This is a genomic window from Cupriavidus oxalaticus, from assembly GCF_016894385.1.
In the GTDB taxonomy this organism is placed as follows: domain Bacteria; phylum Pseudomonadota; class Gammaproteobacteria; order Burkholderiales; family Burkholderiaceae; genus Cupriavidus; species Cupriavidus oxalaticus.
This window is the reverse complement of record NZ_CP069811.1, coordinates 2,352,995-2,370,408: the sequence shown is the minus strand read 5'-3', so window position 1 is coordinate 2,370,408 and position 17,414 is coordinate 2,352,995. Positions and strand designations below refer to the sequence as shown.

General features: G+C 65.6%; 15 protein-coding genes. 11 read left to right on the top strand and 4 right to left on the bottom strand.

Going from position 1 to position 17,414, the window contains the following annotated elements; translation table 11 throughout:
* The first annotated feature begins 8 nt into the window (after window positions 1-8).
* The 3 genes from JTE92_RS10295 (at window position 9) to JTE92_RS10285 (ending at window position 4,005) form a co-directional block, all read left to right on the top strand.
* Window positions 9-1,481 (top strand): MFS transporter, encoded by a 1,473-nt coding sequence (locus tag JTE92_RS10295; RefSeq protein ID WP_371136888.1) that lies wholly within the window; start codon window positions 9-11, stop codon window positions 1,479-1,481.
* A 405-nt stretch (window positions 1,482-1,886) separates the two neighbouring features.
* Window positions 1,887-3,482, top strand: a complete 1,596-nt coding sequence (locus JTE92_RS10290; RefSeq protein ID WP_063237275.1) for an MFS transporter — start codon at window positions 1,887-1,889, stop codon at window positions 3,480-3,482.
* A 61-nt stretch (window positions 3,483-3,543) separates the two neighbouring features.
* Window positions 3,544-4,005, top strand: coding sequence for a MarR family winged helix-turn-helix transcriptional regulator (locus tag JTE92_RS10285; RefSeq protein WP_063237274.1), 462 nt, complete (start codon window positions 3,544-3,546; stop codon window positions 4,003-4,005).
* 42 nt (window positions 4,006-4,047) lie between these two features.
* Here JTE92_RS10285 and JTE92_RS10280 read toward each other — a convergent pair whose 3' ends face one another.
* Together JTE92_RS10280 and JTE92_RS10275 are read right to left on the bottom strand one after the other, a co-directional pair.
* Window positions 4,048-4,713, bottom strand: coding sequence for a response regulator (locus tag JTE92_RS10280; RefSeq protein ID WP_063237273.1), 666 nt, complete (start codon window positions 4,711-4,713; stop codon window positions 4,048-4,050).
* Between the two features lie 346 nt (window positions 4,714-5,059).
* Complete coding sequence (locus JTE92_RS10275) at window positions 5,060-6,022, bottom strand: LysR substrate-binding domain-containing protein (protein WP_063237272.1); 963 nt, start codon at window positions 6,020-6,022, stop codon at window positions 5,060-5,062.
* Window positions 6,023-6,963: 941 nt separating this feature from the next.
* Between JTE92_RS10275 and JTE92_RS10270 the strand changes: the two genes are divergently transcribed.
* From JTE92_RS10270 to JTE92_RS10255, 4 genes are all read left to right on the top strand, one after another.
* Window positions 6,964-7,254, top strand: coding sequence for a transposase (locus JTE92_RS10270; protein WP_029047543.1), 291 nt, complete (start codon window positions 6,964-6,966; stop codon window positions 7,252-7,254).
* 35 nt (window positions 7,255-7,289) lie between these two features.
* On the top strand, window positions 7,290-7,724 hold the full coding sequence (locus JTE92_RS10265) for a hypothetical protein (protein WP_232353418.1): 435 nt from the start codon (window positions 7,290-7,292) through the stop codon (window positions 7,722-7,724).
* Window positions 7,725-8,139: 415 nt separating this feature from the next.
* Entirely contained in the window at window positions 8,140-9,273 is a 1,134-nt protein-coding gene (locus JTE92_RS10260; protein WP_063237270.1) for an extracellular catalytic domain type 1 short-chain-length polyhydroxyalkanoate depolymerase, read from the top strand.
* 238 nt (window positions 9,274-9,511) lie between these two features.
* Window positions 9,512-10,375 carry an alpha/beta fold hydrolase gene (locus JTE92_RS10255; protein WP_063237269.1) on the top strand — a complete coding sequence of 288 codons (864 nt, stop codon included), beginning with the start codon at window positions 9,512-9,514 and terminating at the stop codon, window positions 10,373-10,375.
* Window positions 10,376-10,465: 90 nt separating this feature from the next.
* Here JTE92_RS10255 and JTE92_RS10250 read toward each other — a convergent pair whose 3' ends face one another.
* Window positions 10,466-11,767: a c-type cytochrome gene (locus tag JTE92_RS10250; protein WP_239477782.1), complete on the bottom strand. Its 1,302-nt coding sequence runs from the start codon at window positions 11,765-11,767 to the stop codon at window positions 10,466-10,468.
* 269 nt (window positions 11,768-12,036) lie between these two features.
* Between JTE92_RS10250 and JTE92_RS10245 the strand changes: the two genes are divergently transcribed.
* The 4 genes from JTE92_RS10245 (at window position 12,037) to JTE92_RS10230 (ending at window position 16,488) form a co-directional block, all read left to right on the top strand.
* Window positions 12,037-12,759: an RNA polymerase sigma factor gene (locus JTE92_RS10245; protein WP_063237267.1), complete on the top strand. Its 723-nt coding sequence runs from the start codon at window positions 12,037-12,039 to the stop codon at window positions 12,757-12,759.
* A gap of 370 nt (window positions 12,760-13,129) precedes the next feature.
* Complete coding sequence (locus JTE92_RS10240; protein WP_063237266.1) at window positions 13,130-14,278, top strand: CaiB/BaiF CoA transferase family protein; 1,149 nt, start codon at window positions 13,130-13,132, stop codon at window positions 14,276-14,278.
* A gap of 95 nt (window positions 14,279-14,373) precedes the next feature.
* Window positions 14,374-15,627 (top strand): CaiB/BaiF CoA transferase family protein, encoded by a 1,254-nt coding sequence (locus JTE92_RS10235; protein WP_063237265.1) that lies wholly within the window; start codon window positions 14,374-14,376, stop codon window positions 15,625-15,627.
* A gap of 60 nt (window positions 15,628-15,687) precedes the next feature.
* On the top strand, window positions 15,688-16,488 hold the full coding sequence (locus tag JTE92_RS10230; protein WP_063237264.1) for an SDR family NAD(P)-dependent oxidoreductase: 801 nt from the start codon (window positions 15,688-15,690) through the stop codon (window positions 16,486-16,488).
* Window positions 16,489-16,604: 116 nt separating this feature from the next.
* Here the strand turns inward: JTE92_RS10230 and JTE92_RS10225 are convergent, their stop codons facing one another.
* A complete protein-coding gene (locus JTE92_RS10225) occupies window positions 16,605-17,048 on the bottom strand; it encodes a YybH family protein (protein WP_232353419.1) in 444 nt (147 codons plus the stop codon).
* Window positions 17,049-17,414 lie beyond the last annotated feature (366 nt).

Sequence of the window (17,414 nt, the reverse complement as noted above, 5' to 3'; positions counted from 1 at the left end):
GAGACAACATGACTGTCCCATCCGCCCCCCAAGGCACGGCGGCCGGCACGCCTGCGCGTGCCGCCGTCAACGTGCGCGAATTCATCGACGCGGCGCGCCTCTCATCCCTGCAGTGGCGCACCATCGCATTGTGCTTCACGATCGTGGCACTGGACGGCTTTGACATCGCCATCATCGGCTTTCTTGCTCCCCATATCCGCAGCGAATGGTCGCTATCCATGGTGGCATTGGGGCCGCTGTTCTCCGCCGGCCTGCTTGGGCTGATGACCGGCGCCTTCATCTGCGGTCCGCTGGCCGACCGCATTGGCCGACGCCGCGTGCTGATCCTGTCGGTGGCCTGGTTCGGCGCGGCATGCGCCGCGTCTGCCGCAGCGCCTGGCATCGGTTGGATGATCGCACTGCGCTTCCTGACCGGGGTCGGGCTTGGCGGCGCCATGCCAAATGCCATTACGTTGACCGCGGAATTCAGCCCTTCGCGTCGGCGCGGCACTTTGCTGACGGTGATGTTCTGTGGGTTTTCCCTCGGCTCTGCGCTGGGTGGGGTGGTCACTGCCTACCTGATCGAGCATGTCGGCTGGCGCGGCGTGCTGGCATTGGGCGGTGCGCTGCCGCTCGCGCTGGTTCCGGTGCTGGCGCTGGCTTTGCCGGAATCGGTGCGCTATTTGGCCACGCGTGAAGGCATGCAGGCACGGATCGCTGCCATCCTGGCACGCATCGATGCAAGCCGGATCACGAGCGGCCAGCGCTACGTCGCTGACGAACCCGAGGGACCCAGCTCTCCAGTCAGCCAGCTCTTCGCGCCGCGCTACCGGCAGGGAACGCTGTGGCTCTGGCTGGCGTTCTTCTGCAGCCTGCTGCTGCTGTACCTGATGATCAACTGGCTGCCCATCCTGGTCCAGCGCAGTGGCCTCTCGCTGAAGGAGGCGTCGATGCTCGCAGGGCTGCTGCAGGGAGGCGGCGTGGTGGGCGCCATCGTGCTGGGCATGCTGCTGGACAAGTTCAATCCGTACACCGTGGTGGCCGGGGCCTACACGCTCGGGGCGTTCGCCGTGGCCTGCCTGGCTTCAGTGAGCACGCCCATGGCAATGGCGGCCGCGATCTTTGTCACCGGCTTTTGCGTCAGCGGGTCGCAGGTCTGCGCCAATGTGCTGGCGTCGGCGTTCTATCCGACTTCAAGCCGTGCCACGGGTGTGGCATGGGCACTCGGCATCGGGCGGGTGGGGGCTATCGCAGGCTCGCTCGGCGGCGCGTTCCTGCTATCCGCAGGCTGGAGCAATGCGGCACTCTACCTTCTGCTGGCGATTCCGGCAGTGGTCGCGGGAATCGGCATCTACCGGACCGGGCGCGTCCAGGTGGTGGTCAACATCCCGGAGCCTGAAGTCGAGGCAGACCGCACCCGCATCGAAGGCGGCCGTGGGCGCCGTCGCGCAGGCCAGCGGAGTGAAGACCCTGGTCTTGTCGCACCTGGCGCCCGCCGATAGCAGCGAAGGCCGGTGGCGCAGGGCGCAAAAGGGGTATTCCGGCCGTGCGGTAGTTGGCAAGGATCTCATGTGGCTGGGTGCAGGCTCGCCGGTCTCTGCGGGCAAGGCACGCTAGCAGGTTGCCAGCGACCTGTTGGCCGAAGAGGCAGGTCCACGACGGGATCGGGTGTCGACGAGGCAGCCCGGACGGGCACAGAACCGGCTGCTGCCGTCGACGCGTGAGAACTCTCCCCGGCGAAGCAGGCGCAAGCCTGTTTCGCATGTCCCGCCGCTGAGCACGACATAGACATCATCCCTCCCGAATTCACGCAGCCGGCCCCAGTCGGTCGGTCAGAGCGCATCTTCGACGTTCCGCCAGCCTTGTCCTATAATGATTGACATCACAACGATTGATCGAGCAATCACATGATGCCCCAGCCACATAGCGATGAGCCCGCCGGCCAGGTCCTGCCGTTCCGCAAATCCTTGCTGGCCATGCTGGGCGTGTCATTCGTGGTGATGCTGGTGGCGCTGGACCAGACCGTGGTCGGCACCGCGCTGCCGACAGTCGTGGCGGAACTGCAAGGCTTCGAGTACTACGCCTGGGTGGTTACGGCGTACCTGCTGACGTCCGTCATCACCGTGCCGATCTTCGGCCGGCTGGGCGACTATTACGGACGCAAGCCTTTCGTGCTGGCGTCGATCGTGGTGTTCACCGTCGCGTCGGCGCTGTGCGGGCTCGCGACCAGCATGCCGTTCCTGGTGCTGGCGCGGGCGCTGCAGGGCATCGGTGGCGGCATGCTGGTGGGCACGGCCTTCGCCTGCATTGCCGACCTGTTTCCCGATTCGCATGTGCGGCTGCGCTGGCAGGTGATGCTGAGTGCGGCATTCGGCATTGCCAATGCCATCGGGCCGTCGCTGGGGGGCGTGCTGACCGAGTGGTCCGGCTGGCGCGCGGTGTTCTATGTCAACCTGCCGGTCGGCGTGCTGGGCTTGTGGTTTGCCTGGCGTTACCTGCCGCACCTGCGCCAGCAGGCGCATGGCGGGCCGGTGCGCGTGGACTGGCTCGGGGCCTTGCTGATCGCGGTCGGCCTGGGCGCCATGCAGATGAGCGTCGAGTTGCTGCCCGGGCGCGGCTTCGATGCCTATACCGCGGGCCTGCTGGTGTTGTCGGCCCTCGCGATGGTGGCGCTGTGGCACTGGGAGCAGCGTTGCGCCAACCCGATCCTGCCGGTGGAGATGTTCCGCAACCCGGGCCTGGCGCCGCTGTTCCAGCTGTCGGTATTCGCCGGCTTCACGATGTTCGCGTTGCTGCTGTATGCGCCGTTGCTGTTCCAGGGCGGATTTGGCCTGTCGCCGAAGGAAGCGGGGTTGCTGATCACGCCGCTGGTGGTCTGCATCACGGTCGGCAGTATCGTCAACGGCCGCGTCATCACCCGCATCCGCCGGCCCAACGCGATGCTGTATGCCGGCTTTGGCATGCTGGCGCTGGCCACGCTGGCGCTGTCGCAGGCCACGCGCGCCATGCCGCACGGGATGCTGCTCGCCATCATGCTGGTGGGCGGCTTCGGGCTGGGCTTCATCATGCCCAACCTGACGGTGTTCGCACAGCAGACCGCCGGGCGCGAGCACCTTGGCATTGCCACGGCGATGCTGCAATCGTTGCGCATGGTGGGCGGCATGGTCGGTACTGCGATCGTCGGCACGCTGGTCACGCGCAGCTATACCGGCGGCGTCGACCACGCCATGGCTGCCGCCGGGGCCAGCCAGTGGGCGGCGCGCATGGGCGATCCGCAGGTGCTGATCGACAAGGCCTCGCAACTGTCACTGCTCGGCGAACTGGGCCAGGCCGGGCACAATGGCGCCTTGCTGCTGGAGCAGGCGCGCATGTCGCTGGTCAGCGCGATCCACCTGGGCCTGCTGGCCGCCGGGATCGCCGCTGCGGTGGGCGTCTGGTGCGCGCACCGGGTGCCGCCGGTCAGGCTGGCGCGCACCGCGGAGCCCGCGATGGCGGCGGAGTGAGCGCATGCCGGATGCGGCGCTTGCGCCTGTGACGGCGCCTGTGTATCCCTGAGGAGAACGGATGGAACTGGAGCGACAAAGCGTGGCCGTACTGCAGCAGTTCGGACGCACCTATCGCGCGTATGCGGCTGCATTCGAGCAGTGCATCGGCCTGCCGCTGCCGCGCTGGCGGATCCTGCATGTGCTGTACCTGCAGGAGGATGCCATCGCGCAGCGGGCGCTGGCCGACCGCGTCGGCATGGATCCGGGCGCACTGACGCGCCAGCTCAAGGCCATGCAGGAACTGGGCTGGGTAGAGCGGACCACGTCGGAGCGCGACAACCGCGTGACCCATGTCACGCTGTCGCAGGCGGGGCAGCAGCTGGTGGCGCGCGTGATGCCGCTGCGCTCTGCCTTCCTGCAGGATGTGCTGACCGAGGTCTCGGGCTCGACCATGCAGGACCTGTCGCGTGGACTGGCGCAGCTGGAGACCGGCATCGCCCATGCGCTGGCGCGGCTGGAGCAGCCGGACGCCGTGGCCTGAGTACCCCGGGGAGTACCGGGGGCCCGTGCCGGCGCCGGCCATTCAGCAGCCGGACAGCAGCATGCCGTTGAGCGCCGCGAATTCGAACAGCTCGCGGTCGTTGGTGACCCCCAGCTTGTGCATGGCGCAGTTCTTCTGGCGGCTGATGGTCTTGACGCTGCGGCACAGCAGGATCGCGATCTCGCTGACGGAGCGCCCGGCCAGGTACATCCGCAGCACTTCCATTTCACGCGCCGACAGCCGCTCGGCGCCGCCATGGCTTGCCGCGGGGTTGCCGGGGTCGGCCTGGGACAGGATCTCCATGGCCGACTTGCCGATGTAGTGGAAGCCGCGCTGGATGCGGCTGATCATGGTGACCAGCTCCGATAGCGGGGCGTCTTTCAGCAGCAGGCCATGGACTTGCGTATCGAGGATGGAGCGCAGCACCAGCGGGTTGGTGATCATGGTGAGCACGGTCACGGCCAGCGACGGGTGGCGCCGGCGCAGGGCGGCCAGCATGCGCAGCCCATCGCCGCTGCCCTCCTGCTGCGAGGGCATGTGGTAGTCGGTGACGACGACATCGGGCCGCAGGGTCGCGACGCTGTTCAGCAGTGCCGTTGCGCTGGTCACTGTGCCGCAGATTTCCCATCCGGTCTGGGTGTGCAGGCGGTCGGCAACGGCCGCGCTGACTACCGGATGGTCATCGGCAAGCAGGATCCTCAATGCCATCGGGTCTCCTCGGTCCTGGTTCGTGCAGTGCGTCATGCCGCGCCGCGCTCAAGAAAACGCCGCACGTCGGCCGACGTGCGGCGAAATGGCGACGCCAGACAAGTTGACGCCAGACAACTGCATGCATCGCCGCAGGACGGGCCAAACGGGAGACGGCCGGCGCGCTGCGATGCATGCGCAGGATACTGGCTGTGCCGTGGCACGAAAGTAGGAGAATTCGCAAAGCGCATCCGGCCACCGCGACGCCTGATGAAAAAGGCGCTGGCACCTAAGGGTGGCCAGCGCCTGGTGGCGCATCGAGTGCGTGTAAATATCGGCTACGGGGCTGCGGGTGCCCTTGCGCGGGTCACGCGAGCGCGGCAGCCTGCGCCGAGGCGGCAGGCCGCTCGCTGCGGCGGCCGTCGATGGCCTTGAGCGGATCGCGCAGCACCGCGCTGCCGACTTCCATGATGTCGCGCAGCACCGCCTTGTCGTGGCTGCGCTCCGGCCCCCAGAAATGCAGGGCGGCCCATTCGGGAAAACTGCTCGGCGGTGCCAGCAGCCGCGTCTTGCGCTCGCGCGTGACCAGCGGCACGTTGAAGTCCAGCACCGGGCAGATGCCGCCGGCGGCATGCAGCAGCGTGATCTGCGTATGCCAGGAAGGCACCACGGTCTCGCGGTGCCCCGGCGTGCCGGCCTGCCGGCTCAGGAAGACGCGCAGCGGGCTGCCGGCTTCGCAATCTTCCTGCAGCAGGATCCAGTCTGTTTCGCCTTCGTCGTGGCTGCCTTCGCGGGCGGCGCTGACGAGGCGGCGCGGCGTGGCCATGATGTTCTGCTGCTGCACGCGTTCCGGGTCGTGCCCGCCGTCGACGACAAACGCGCAATCCAGTTCGCCGCTATCGAGATGCCTGGCAAGCGCGGCATCGGCGATCACGGGGCGCGTGATGAAACTGTCCTGCGGGAACTGCTCGCACAGCGTGGTCAGGATTTCCGTAATGACCGGGTCGCCGATCGACGACGAGAAGCCGATGGAAATCCGCCTGCCGTCCGCGCGGCGCTGGCTTATGCCCGCTTCGCCCGGGCGCACCAGCTGGTTCCACTTGGCCAGGATCTGGCGTGCGGTCTGCTCCAGGCGCAAGGCGTGGGGCGTCGGCTCGAGCATGCCATTGCGCTTGACGAACAGCGGATCGCCCGTGATTTCGCGCAAGCGCGTCAGGCTATAGGCGACAGTGGGCACGCGTCCCTGGGTACAGGCGGCGACCGCGTTGAGGTCGCGATACTCCATCACCAGGACGAAGACATGTAATAGCTTGGTGCTGACGTGACGCATTCTGGCTTCTCCCGATCCACGATTCTTTTTTCTGCTTTTTGTTTGTCCGATGCGTACAGCGCCGCGCGCAATGGAGCGCGCAGCAAAGCATGAAACGTGCTTATCCGACGGGGCGGCAATCCGCCGCCCATACTGCAAAGCCAGCTTGGAAAATAACGCCTGTCACACTCGGCGCGGCAGACTGGATCGGCCCACGCCCTCCGGGCAGGACACTTTGGATGATCATGCACGACTCCTAATTTCCGACTTGCGTCGACAAATTGGCGCGGTGACTCCTTGATCCTTCAGGCCTGATGATTACCGGCAACGTGGGGGCCGCGCACCGGTTCTCTTCACGGTGGCTGCGGGGCTGCCGGGCCGCTTCCTGCTTGCGCCGCGTGGCGCATTGCGAAAGCGTGCGAAATTTAGTTGTGCCGAGGAATCTTAATACATGGTCTGCAAAAGTCCTAGAAACTTGATTTGATGACAGACTTCTAACTTTGCTTTCATCGCCCTTATCCGGTGCGCCATACACGGGGCGCAGCCCTGTCGGCGCAAGGCGGAGCGCGGTTTGCCAGGGCCTTCCAAGTCATTGCCACAGTGCTGACACAACGTGGACTCCAAATTGGCTTAACAAAATATGGCCATGGCAGCGGCCTCGCCGGCATGGCACGGCATGGCCGGTGGCCGGTGGCCGGTGCGGCGCCGGCGAGGCTTGCGAATTTCCTGAAAGATGAGTTGCCGGAAATGCTCGCGCACCTGCGCTCTGGTGGCTTGCGCAGGTCGTTGCGGCAACGCTGCGAGCCACGTTCACCCAGATAATTTTCTTAACTCGCCTTGCGAAGACACTGAATTGCCTTTTGGCGCGACCGTGGGCTAACGTAGCCCAGAGTCGGCACGGTTGGCGGCGCGTTCTGCGTTGCCTGCTCCAGCGCCGGCGCCGTTGTGGAGCGGAGAGATTCGTGAACAGACGGTATTCGGAAGAACAGATCCGCAGCTACCTGGCCGAGGCGGCCAGCGGCGTGCCGGTGCGCGAGTTGTGCGCGCGCTATGGCTTCAGCGATGCTTCGTTCTATGGATGGCGGGCGCGTTACGGGGATCAGAGCCAGAACGATGCCCGTGACGGGCGCAAGCTGCGCGAGCTGCAAGAGGAGAATGCGCGGCTCAAGAGTATGCTTGCGGACGCGCTGCTCAAGCTTGAGCTGCTGCGCAACCGTACCGGCCGCCGCCAGGGCAGCGGCAAGGATCGCTGACGCACGGCCGGTTTCCGCAACGCACGCCGCGCACCATGGCTGCCGCCATGCGCTGCACCGGCCCCTGGAGAATACTGGTTTTGAAGAAGTTCGTTTGCAAATGCGGCCGGCTGACGGCTGCCATGGTGGCAATTTCCCTGCACGCCGCATCGTGGGCGGCGAGTCCTGCCGCATCCGCAACAGCCGCCGCCGGCGGTACGCCGATGGTGGCGCCACCGCCGCCGCGGATGCTGGACGAAGCCACCGCCGTGGTCGAAGGCCCCGGTGGCACCTTGTCTGCATCGCAGCGTCAGCACTGCCAGGCTTTGCTGGACCAGATCAATGCGCTGCCAAAGGGCCCCCAGTGGTCTGAAGGCAAGTCGTCGGTGACCACGGCAGACGGGCGCACGTATCCGACACTGGAGCGCCAGCCGGATCGCAAGCGGCTGGAAGAGGCCTATCGGCAGGAGTGCACGCAGCAACGCCGCTGAGCGACGCGCTTGCCATGGGGCCGGATACGCCGGCAGTGGATGCCTTCTTTGGCTATCCCGGCCCCGCGGCGCGTCGCCGGCGGCAAAGGCGCCGATTCCCGACACCTCGTCATCCCTGGTACGAATTCCGCGCCGCATCGTCTTCGCGCGCAGGCCGCTGCGCGCTGGCCACCTGTCTCGGCAACGCCACAGATGGTATAGAACCCGGGAGCGAAGGAAGCGGGCTAGATCAGTGTGAAATTCTGGCATCGTCGGTCAATTTTCGGTGATCTCCATCCTACGTTGTTCGGAGTCCAATATTTTCCACCGCGCCAGGAGAGAAAACGGACACGAAGAGGTGGTTGGCGGGTGTGATATGCTGCAACGCACAACAAAGGCACCCGGGGGAGATTCCGTCATTTGAGCAGGAGTCCTCATGACCAAGAGCCTGGCCGCTGACTGGCACGCACAACTCCGGCGCATGAGCCGGGTGCAGGCCCGAACTGAAAGGCAGCTGAAGTCCTGGCTGCAACGCCTCGACTCGCTGAACCCGCTGACACCAGCACGTCCGCAGGACGTGCTGGCCCGACCGCACCCCCCGGCTGTTGCGCCCACGCTGCCGCTGCCCAGGTTGCCACGTCGGTCGCCACACCGGTCGCCCGTCACGCCGGACGAACTGCCCGGCACCTGGCAGGCACACCGGTTGCGCCTGGCGGCACTGCCCGGCGACCTGGTGCCGCAGCTGCCCTACCACCTCTATATCCCGTCCAAGCGCCATCGCGGCCCCTTGCCGGTGGTGGTGCTGCTGCATGGGTGTCGCCAGACGCCCGATGCCATCAGCGCCGGCACGCGCATGAATGCGCTGGCCGAACAGGAAGGCTTTATCGTCGCGTATCCGCAACAGCCGCTGCGGCGGCAGGTCCAGCGCTGCTGGCAGTGGTTCGACCTGAGCGCCGCCGAAGGCGGGCGCGAGGCGCAGGCCGTGGCGGCGCTGCTCGATGCGCTGGCCGCGCGCCAGGATGTGCGCGAGCGCGAGATCTACCTGGCCGGCATGTCCGCCGGCGCGGCCATGGCCGCGGTGGTGGCGCTGCGTTATCCCGGCAAGGCGGCGGCGGTGGCCATGCATTCCGGTGTCGTGATCGGCGCCGCCCATACGCCACGCGCCGGCCTGCACGCCATGCGGCACGGCGCGACGGCCGAGCCGGCATGCCTGCTCGACGCCGCCGGTGTCGCGCCAGGCGGCCCCGCCATGCCGGCGCTGGTGATCCACGGCCTCGCCGACGACGCGGTGCACCCGGTCAACGGCAGGCTGCTGGCGCGCCAGTTCCTCGCCTACAACGGCCTGGAGGACCGGCTTGCCGCGACGCCGGATCCTGCGCCCGGCGAGGAACCCGGCCGCTGCCGCGAATACCGCTTCGGCCGCTGGAGCCGCGACCTGGTCGCGCTGGTGGAGGTGGAAGGACTGGACCACGCCTGGAGCGGCGGCGACGCCAGCTACGGCTTCCACAGCGATATTGGCCCCGACGCCAGCGCGATGATGTGGGATTTCCTGCGGCAGCACCGGCGCTGAGCATGCCCGGCACGCACAGAGCGACCACATCGCCGTGATCGAAGCTGGACTACCAATGCGCAGACGTGATACCTGAACTGGAGAACTACGCTGACGCCCCCTCCGACGTCGCATCAATGTCTCCGGCGTTGAACTCGGTCAGGCAATTAGAACTATCAGAAAATCTGAACGATTCCATCAGTATTATTCGATTTTCTTTTTGAGTGCGGTGCCGCAAAGTCTGGGCAAGGAGTTAAACATGAATGCACGAGCGCCCCTGACTGCACTGGCTCTTGCCGGTGCCTGGCCACAACCTTCTTTTGTTTCCACTGCCTCCGGCACCTCCGTTCCCTATGTGGAAGCTGGGAGCGGCGCGCCAATGGTATTCGTGCACGGGTCGCTGTGCGACTACCGCTATTGGGAGCCGCAGCTCGCTTCTCTGTCGAAGGACTTCCACTGCCTCGCTCCGAGCCTGGGCCACTATTGGCCGCAAACCAGTGCGTACGGACGCGGCGACTTCAGTTGGGAGGCGCACGTTGCGGAGATTGCGGAGTTCATCGATGCGCTAGGTCTGGGGCCGGTCCATCTGGTCGGCCACTCGCGTGGCGGTTGCATTGCGTTTCATCTAGCGTGTGAATACCCTCACTTGGTGAGCACGCTCACGCTCGCTGATCCAGGCGGCCCACTTCAGGCAACACCGCAAGCAGGGGCCGGCAAATTGCCGCCGGCCACCCATGCGTTGAGAGAGAAGGCTGCAGCACTGATTGAGCAAGGCGAATTCGATACCGGTCTGAATCTGTTTGTAGACTCGGTAACCATGCCTGGTTTTTGGAGCAAGAGTTCCCAGGGCTTCCGCAGGATGGCGCTCGATAATGCGCTCACACTGCCGAAGCAACTGCGTGACCCGTTGCCCGCCTACACACGCGAAGCGGCCGGCAAAATCCAGTGTCGAACGTTGCTGATCGATGGACAAAAGAGTCCGCGCATGTTCCGTAGCACGGTCGATAAGCTTCAAGAATGGATCGTGCAAGCTAAGCGTCAGACAATTGCCGGAGCCTCTCACGGCATGAATATTGCCAACCCAGGCGCGTTCAATCGGGCGGTTGCCGAGTTGGCTAGCTAGAGGGGCCTTGTCTCGCAGAGTTCGTGGATCGAGGCGTTGATCGCCATCGTGACCGGGGAAATTTTAACGCGTCCTTCACGGAAGGCGCGCCTACAACGACTTCAGGTACTCCGCCAGATCCGCAATCTGCTCAGCGGTCAATCCCAGCCCTTGCCTGGTGTTATAGGTCTGCGCAACGTCCTCCAGCGTTGCAGCTGACCCGTCGTGGAAGTAGGGCGGATGCTGCCACACACCCCTGAGCGGACTGGTTCGATACTGCTTGCTTGCCGAACGTGAGGCATAGCTGGGCGATTCCGGTTCGGCCATCGAGTCGCTCGGCGGATGCAGGCGCGCATTGGCGTCGGTAAACAGTGTGCCGCTATGGCAGGTGGCGCAGCGGCCGGCGCCTTCGAACACCAGCCTGCCTCGCTGGGCCGCCACGGCGTCGAAGCTGCCAGCGGACGGCGCCGGTGCTTTCAGGGACAGCTGGTAGGCTTGCAGGGCCGGCAGCTTGCTGGTGACGAGATCTTCCGTGCCATGCGTGATCGACAGATTCAGCCGGGGCTCGGTGAAGGTGCCGAGGCCGCCCATTTCGACCACGGCCACATAGCGGTTCCAGTAAGCGATCTCTTCGCCGTCGCCGGTGACGGTAATGCGATGGATGCCGTCCAGGCCGTAGGCGGGCGGAATCACCACGGGCTTGCTGAGTCCGTCGACATTGTTCCTCGGATCAAACTTGCCTGCGCCCCAGGCATTGAGCACGACTTTGGTGGCAGCATCGACGGCAGGCGACAACGCGATGATGGCGCCCGGATTGAGGTCGCGATTGGGCCATCCGTCCAGGCGCTTGCCGATGCCCGGTGCGAACGAATTGTCGACGGTCGAATGGCACAGCGCGCAGGTAATGCCGACGCGAACCAGCTTGTCGACCCCATTCACCGTTTGCACCGTACCCTGGACGCCGACGACCGCGTTCAGCTTCAGCAGCGCCACCGTGGTGGCCGGGCTGTTCAGGTCGACCGTGCCGTTGGCGATGCCGTCGGCGACCGCTGCCGGCAAGGCTTCGACATCCACCTTCAACCCGACGGACAGCGCGGTCACGGGGTCGACCATGGTGCTGATGACCTCATGCATCTTCAGCGTATCGGTCCAATGCGCTTCATCGCCGAACGTATCGAAGCGGAAAATCTGCTTGCCCTGCTCGACGAGTGCCGCCTGCCGCGCCGCGTCATTATTGGCCGGGGCGGAATCGTCGGAGGAGCCGCCGCACGCGGTGATTGCAGTGACCGCGGCGCCTGTTGCCAGGACGGCCAGCAGTCGCCGGTATCGGCACGCCCCGCGCATCGGTTGAATCGGGCGCCCGGTCGCCGTTGCCGCCGCGCGAGGCGCGGGTCTGGACGGATGCGGCTTCATGGTCATGACTCCTCCCGGTGGTTGGGTCTCGCAGCGAAAGACAATGGCTCACTGTTCTTAGACGCAGGAACCTGCGCGAAGGTGACAAGCCGCACCGGGCGAGCGTGTCGAGGGGCAGGCAGTGGACTATCGTCAAGGACAGGGTGGCCGTGCCTGTCACCTTTGCGCGCCTGCATGCGTCTAATGGGCGCGGAACGTAAGCGAAACGGACGGGGAAGCGGCGCAATCGCCACGACAAGAAGGAACGGGAAGGGAGGAGGAACCCCACCATGCCAAATGACCGGATCGACCTGCGTCCCCCGCCGATGGCCGATCCCCGGCCCGATGCCGACCTGGTGGCCAGTGCGCGGGCGGGGAGCGCCGACGCGTTCGCGGTCATCATGCGCCTCAACAATCGCCTTCTGTTCCGTGCGGCGCGCGGCGTGGTAGCGGACGACGCCGAAGCCCAGGACATCGTCCAGGAGACCTATCTGCGGGCGTTCACCAGCTTGGACACGTTCCGGGGCGATGCCGCCCTGAGCACCTGGCTGGTGCGCATCGCCATCAACACGGCGTTGAGCGCACGGCGCACCAGGGGGCGGTTCGTGTCGATGGAACAGAGTGAGGAGGACGGAGGGGATTCCTGGCAGGAGACACTGATGGCAATGCGCAGTGCAGACAGGGAACGGCCCGACGCGATGGCAGAACGCGGCCAGATGCGCGACATCCTGCAAGCCGCGATCGAGCGGCTGCCAGCGATGTACCGCAGTGTATTCATGCTGCGCGCGGTCGAGGACATGAGCGTTGACGAAGCGGCATTCTGCCTTGGCGTGAGCGGCGACGTGGTCAAGACCCGCTTCCTGCGCGCGCGCATGATGCTGCGCGCCATCCTTGCCGAGCAGGCGGCGCCCTACCTGCACGGGACCTTCCAGTTCGCAGGGTCTCGCTGCGATGCCGTGGTCAGCCACGTGCTTGCGCAACTCGACGTGCGCGGACTGCTCACGCCGCATTGACGTCCGACCGGGTCCGAACTGGCGCCTGTTGCGAGTGGGTGATGGCGCTATGCGCCCAAGGCGGAGCAAGCCCCATTTCAACGGGTTCAGTAGCCATACGCCCAAAAAGCGATGATAACGGCACTCGGATAAATGCTTACGGTGGCTTGCTGCGCTGGTGAGGCAACTCGGCAAGGGGCGCGTGACAACGCTGACGCGCCCAAGCGATCCTCACCCGGTGGGGCAGTGGCAGCTCCCGTTTCGATCCCTCCGAATCGCCGTTTCGGAAAAGGCCAGTTGGCCAGACGGCGTCACGCCTCTACTCTTCCCGCATGCATCCGATCCAAGCAGATGCCACACAACGCATATCAAACGAAGGAGCGTATCAGCAATGCATGACTTGCCTCTCGACGGTGTGGTCGTGGTCGAGCTGAGCGACAGCGCTTCGGCGCCGTTCGCCGGCCAGATCCTGGCAGCGCTCGGCGCGGACGTCTGGAAGATCGAGCGGCCCACGGGGGATTCGGCGCGCGGCTGGGGACCGAGCAAGTGGAAGGGCAGCGGCGCGGCCTTCCATGCCATCAACCGCGGCAAGCGCTTCATCAGCCTTGACATCAAGGACCCCGGCGAGCTGGCCAAGCTGCACCAATTGATCGCGGAGCGCGCCGACGTTTTCTTCCACAACCTGCGGCCCGGCTCGGCGGCGCAGTACGGGCTCGATGCGGACAGCCTGCGCGTGACCAAGCCGGAGCTGATCTGCTGCGAAGTCGGCGCCTTCGGCCACCAGGGTCCGCTGAACACCGCGCCGGGCTATGACCCGCTGATGCAAGCGTTCGCAGGGATCATGAGCATCACCGGCGAGGAGGGGCAGTCGCCGGTGCGTGCCGGGGTGTCCATTGTCGACTTTGGCACGGGTATGTGGGCCGTGATCGGCATCCTGGCGGCGCTGATGCGCCGGCAGAAGAAGCACGTCGGCGCGACCGTCAGCAGCTCGCTGCTGGAAACCGCGATTGCCTGGATGTCGATCGGCGTGGCCAACTACAACGCGGACGGCGAACCAGGCTCGCGCCATGGGTCCGGCGTCGCCTTCATCGTGCCGCATCGCGCCTACCAGACAGCCGACGGCTACCTGATTGTCAGCTGTGCCAACGATGCGCTGTTCGGTCGGCTTTGCGAGACGCTGGACCGGCCAGAATGGGCGCGTGACGAGCGCTTTGCCACCAATGCGGGGCGCCTGCGTAACCGCGCCCTGATCGATGGACTCATCGGCGAGCGCCTGGCCGAGCATCCGCGCGCCTACTGGCAAGAGCGGCTGGGCGCCGCCGGGCTGCCGTGCGCCCCGATCCAGACGACCGAGGAACTGGTGCATCACGCGCAGACGGAGGCGCTGGGCATCATCGGCAAGCCGTCAGACGAAGAGCTCGCTGTCGTCGGCTTGCCACTGTCGTTCAACGGCAAGCGTCCGCCGCCATTGTCGGCGGCGCGGGAAGTCGGCCACGACAACGCGGACCTTGAGTGCCTGACCACGCGCCCAAAGGCTTGACAACTACGACGACATGTAACAACGGAGAGAGACATGACCGAAGTTCCGGAAACGGAGAGTCTCTTCGCCGAGATGCATGAACAACCCGAGACACCATGAGTGCCAACGCGAATGCTGCTAGCGCAGCCACCACGAACAACCCTGAGCGACCCCTGAGCGGCGTGCGAATCCTGGCGGTCGAGAATTTTGTTGCCGGGCCTTTTGCCTCGATGTGGCTCGCCGATGCCGGTGCCGAAGTCGTCAAGGTGGAGTCGCGTGACGGCGGGGATTTTGCGCGCAGCACCACTCCGGTGAAGAGCGCCGCGGACGGCTCCGTGCAAAGCTTGTCCTTCCTGCGCAACAACCGGAACAAGAAGAGCGTCACGCTGGACCTCAAGCATCCCGAAGGCAAGCGGATATTCACGCAACTGGCATGCGAAGCGGACATCGTTCTGGAGAACCTCCGGCCCGGCGTGATGGACCGTCTCGGCATTGGCTATGGCGCGCTGCGCGAGCACAACCCGCGCCTCATCTATGTCGCGATCTCCGGTTTCGGGCATGAAGATGTGATGCCGAGCCCGTACACCGACTACCCGGCCTTCGACATCATCGGGCAGGCGCTGAGCGGGCTGATGTACCGGCCCGAGCGCCAGGGAGACCGGCCGACTTACCTCGGCTTCTCGATGACCGACCTGCAGGGCGGCATCCTTGCCGCACAGGGGGCGCTGCTGGCTCTTTATCAGCGCGAACGAACCGGGTTGGGGAAGAAGGTCGACATTTCGCTCTATGACGCCTCTCTGGTGCAGAACGAGATCTCGGTTGCGATGTACTCCGCCTTCCACAAGCCCGCGCCCCCGGGGTTGCATGCCGTGACGGCGCCGTTCGGCACCTTCCGCGCCAGCGACGGGTATATCGTCATCGCCGTGCTGGGGGATCATATCTGGCAGCGCTTCTGCCACGTGATTGGCATGCCTGCCCTGCTGGAGGATGCGCGCTTCCAGGACGGTATGGCCCGCAGTGCCAACAGCGACGCGCTCAACCCGCATATCGACGCATGGCTGGCGACGCGCACGCGCGCCGAGGCTGTCGAAGCACTGCGTGAAGGCGGGGTTCCGGCCTCCGCGGTCAATGACATTGCTGATGTCTTTGTATGCCCGCACGTTGCCGCGCGGCAAATGCTGATGACCCTGCAGGACCCGGCATGGGGCGCCGTCCAGGTCGCGGGCAATCCGATCAAGATGTCGGATACGCCGGAGCCGGAGGCTGGCCTGCCACCCCGGCTGGGTCAGCATACTGATAGCGTGCTGGGCGACTGGCTACATATGAATGCGCAGCAGCTCGACGCACTGCACGCGTCGGAGGTCATCTGAGCAGCGCCTGGGCATCTGCCCCGATGCAATCAACGTCTCAATGGATAGAGGTTCTCCGCAATGACAAGTCTTGAAGGGAAGGTTGCCATCGTTACCGGCGGTACCGGCGGGATCGGGAAGGGGATCGCGCTACAGCTTGCTGCTCTCGGTGCCATCGTCGTCATCAGTGGCAGAACGGCAGCGAAGGCTGAGGCGGTGCTCGCCGAGATCCGCCACGCCGGAGGTACCGGGGATTTCCTGCCCGGTGACGTCCGCTCCAAAGCGGACATGGATGCGGTGGCCACCGAGGCCGCCCGCCGTCATGGTGGTATCGACATTGTTGTCGCGAACGCCGGCGGCAACGACGACGAGGCACGCCGCCCCGACGTCAGGGGACCGTTCGGCGATATCGACCTGTCGCGTGTTTGCGCCGTGGTGGCAGAGAACACCGCTGCGAAGCTGCTCCCGGTACAGTCGGCGTTGCCCTTCATGCGCCAGCGCGGAGGCGGAAGCGTCGTCTTTGTGACATCCGAGGGTGGCCGGGTGCCCACGCCCACCCAGACAGCGGTCGCGACCTTCGCCGGCGGGCTGATCAGTGCGAGCAAGGTGCTTGCCAGGGAGCTGGCCCGAGACCGGATCCGCGTGAACTGCGTGTGCGTGACGGTGGTGCGCGACAGCCCCTCCTGGCAGGCTGCATTCGAGAAGGAGGGAGGGGTCTCGGAGCTCCACCGCAAGCAGTATGAAAAGATCATCGCCAGCAGCCCACTTGGCGTGGCGGCGCCGCAAGACATTGGCCAGGTGGTGGCATTCCTGGCTTCGGATGCCGCGCACTACCTCACGGGGGCGACGCTCAGTCCGACGGGTGGGTTGACCATTCACTGAGGCGACTGCGCCGCCCGACGCAGAAAATCCACCAGCCAGCGTGCACGCTCCTGGCCGGGCGGGCTGTGCGGTCCGGCACGTCGTGCATCGGGTCTTCCCGATAAAGGGGGCGCCGGCTATTGGATAGGCGGTGCTTCGGGTGTCGGAGAAAAGTGGTGCTGTAGAATCTGCCACACCCCCAGGCGCCTGACCAGCACCCAAGTCGTGCGCAGTGCCGAGGCGGTTTCGCGCCCGTCGGCGAGCACGAAGCGGAAGTTTGCGTGCCCCTGCGCCAGCAGCGTGTCCGCGCCAAGCTCAACCAGCGTTTGGTCGACCAGGGACATTGATGCCGAGCGCAGCGTCCCGGCGTACGAGGCAAAGTACCCCAGGATCGCCGCATGGCCCACGGCATGGCCCGGGCGGCCCCCAAAAAACAGGGCTTCGGGCGCGTACAGCGCGGTCAGCGCGTCGGCGTTCCACGTCAGCGCGGCGGCGTTCCAGCGGCGCTCGACGTCTTGCAGGGCGGCATGCACGCGCGAGGCGTTCGTGCTCGTGGCGTGGTGTTCGGTCATGGTTGCCATGTCATTGCCTGGCGCGGCCCGGGCGTTCCTGGCCATGCCTGTCTTGTGGCGTTGCGAGCAATGCTAGGACGATGACGCCACCAGCTCAACCGAAAAGACGTAGTGTTCCGTACCTTGGGAAGCTACGACGCCCTGCTGCGGCTGCAGCTCTGATGGGCGCGTGTTTGCGGGGATGTTTCAAAGTACGGGAGAGTTCGCGCAACGCCCTTGGCTATCTGGCACCGCTGCAGCATAGTGAATCCGTGCATGCCGGAAACGGTATCTGTTGTCTCCATGCTCGCCTCCGAGCGAGCTTATGCCCCGACCGGCTTGCCGCGGGGCTTCTTTTTTTGTTCGCGCCGTTGGCGCAGCCTTCGGCCAAAGACC